The organism is Cryobacterium sp. MLB-32, assembly GCF_000738085.1.
GTDB lineage: Bacteria > Actinomycetota > Actinomycetes > Actinomycetales > Microbacteriaceae > Cryobacterium.
In genome coordinates this window covers 1-1,830 of record NZ_JPRS01000347.1, presented here as the reverse complement: position 1 = coordinate 1,830, position 1,830 = coordinate 1, and the positions used below count along the sequence as shown (strand labels likewise).

Here is a 1,830-nt window from a genome sequence, read left to right as displayed (position 1 = left end):
CGTGATCCGTCCCCGTATGGTGACCTTGAGCGGCGCAGGCTGAGCACCTATGCCAGAGTCAGCGATCGGATCGCTCACGTGAAACGCGCGCTCACGATGGCTGCCCTATCATCCTCTCCACAGCGACCGTTAAGAAGAAGAGCCCCGAAAATACTGACCATACGCCGGCGAAGCGTAGGTTGCGCGCGGTATAGATGCGCCTTCGCAATTTCTCGGGATACATCGTCATGGTGTCGCTCAAGAGTTTCATGAACTTCGTGATGGGTTCCGCCCAGATCAGGATGGCCACGCCTACTACTACCATGCAGCATGCAATGACGAGCGTTGCGGTTTGGGCGTGCATGGTCCCGAGCCTAGTGGGGCTCCGGCGGAAAGAACCCCGGTCTTACGGGCACTCGGGGTGGTCTATTCCGTGGGCTAGAAAGCTCCCCAAAAAGGGATTCGAGTTCGTCGACCGATATGGTTGGCGGAACTACCTTGCCGACCCGTGTCGACTGATCAAACGGGACACACGATTGGAATAGGAATGACAGTCCCTGACCTCGGCAAGCCGCTCAGCAGGCGTGCCGGTCTTCGTAGAAGTCAACGCTGGCTTTTGTTGATCATTTTCGTATTGGTCGTGAGTGCCGCGACACCCGGGGCCGTCGGTCCTTTCCCCCGGCGCGTGTGGCGCATTTCGGCGGGAACGGCTTGGCGGAGATTGCTCCAGTGACGATGGGAAATTGGTGGCGAAATGGCTGAAGCAGACCCAACTGACCACGAAAAGGACCCGAAGCTCCTCGCCTTAGAGAAGGTCCAGTGGTGGATTCAAGTGGGGATGGTGGTTCTGTCCGCCCCTCTGGTGTTCATGTTTTCTTTCCCGGCCCTTGCCCTTGTTGATTGCCTCGTGATCTTCGGCTTGTTCTTCCTAATGCTCTTCTTGGATCGGCGAATCAGATCACTCGGCGGTCGAGGGGGGTTACAGTTCGGTGACAAGCCCTGAGTGCTTTGGTGCAGCCGGATCACCGGCGCCGCTCTGGTGCCAAAGTGGGGAGTCTATTCCCTCCTGGAATCCGTCATGCCCGGCCCGGTCGGGGCTTTGAACCCGGTCGCGGCAGGGCTGGTCTCCACCGGGATCACCTATGACGCCCACGAGAACACCACGGAGCTTGCGAACCAGAGCATCGGGTACGACGTCAGTGACCGGCACACCCGCACCGCCCTTACCTATGGCACCGTCCTCACCCCACGAGACGTGCAACACCGCTCCCGATGCACGCTTCCGCCAGCCGGCCAGACCTCTGGCACTCCCGCTCCATGCCTCAGTCGATCGACACCCCCGGCGCTGAGCGCGCTCTACGCGCCGAGCGCCCGAAAAGCGGACCTCCAGCGCGACGGATTGGGGCCACGCCAGCGGCGGCTGAGCGCGCCGATGCCGTGTCACTTGGGAACCCTTAGCGGGACAAACGCTGGCCCCGTGGCAAAGAGGCCCGGCGTTGTGATCTTGAGGGCTCTCTCTGCCCAACGACGCGCCCACCCCAGCTACACCCTCCATTGCGAAGAGCCGAATCAACTGGGCCGGAAGACTCGGGATGTGTTCTGGATTTTGCTTCGGTCCGGCTCCAGATACCCTCAAAAGGATGAGCTTCACTAAAACCATCTATGTTCTCATCGGGCCCAAAGGCTCCGGCAAAACACATATCGGGAACCTGCTCGAGCGCGCATTCGGCATCGCCTTTCTGAGTGTCGAGAAATTGGGACTCGGAAATATTCCAAAATCGAAGTTGACCGGCATTGATCTGCTCAAAGAAGGCTTCCATCAGGAAGAGGCCGAAATCGACCGGATTCTCA

At 59.6% G+C, this 1,830-nt stretch carries 3 protein-coding genes; 2 read left to right on the top strand and 1 reads right to left on the bottom strand.

Annotated features, from left to right (window positions below):
• Positions 1 to 91 precede the first annotated feature (91 nt).
• Complete coding sequence (locus tag JF66_RS18475; protein ID WP_035880308.1) at positions 92 to 343, bottom strand: hypothetical protein; 252 nt, start codon at positions 341 to 343, stop codon at positions 92 to 94.
• A gap of 390 nt (positions 344 to 733) precedes the next feature.
• Here JF66_RS18475 and JF66_RS18470 point away from each other — a divergent pair, with 390 nt between their 5' ends.
• A complete protein-coding gene (locus JF66_RS18470) occupies positions 734 to 982 on the top strand; it encodes a hypothetical protein (RefSeq protein WP_035880307.1) in 249 nt (82 codons plus the stop codon).
• Between the two features lie 637 nt (positions 983 to 1,619).
• The coding region (locus JF66_RS18460; protein ID WP_035880305.1) for a hypothetical protein at positions 1,620 to 1,830 on the top strand (211 nt) is incomplete at its 3' end.

What these genes read in the sequence shown, in the direction of transcription:
- JF66_RS18475 (WP_035880308.1), bottom strand. Translation starts at nt 343, where the DNA reads ATGCACGCCCAAACCGCAACGCTCGTCATTGCATGCTGCATGGTAGTA.
- JF66_RS18470 (WP_035880307.1), top strand. Translation starts at nt 734, where the DNA reads ATGGCTGAAGCAGACCCAACTGACCACGAAAAGGACCCGAAGCTCCTC.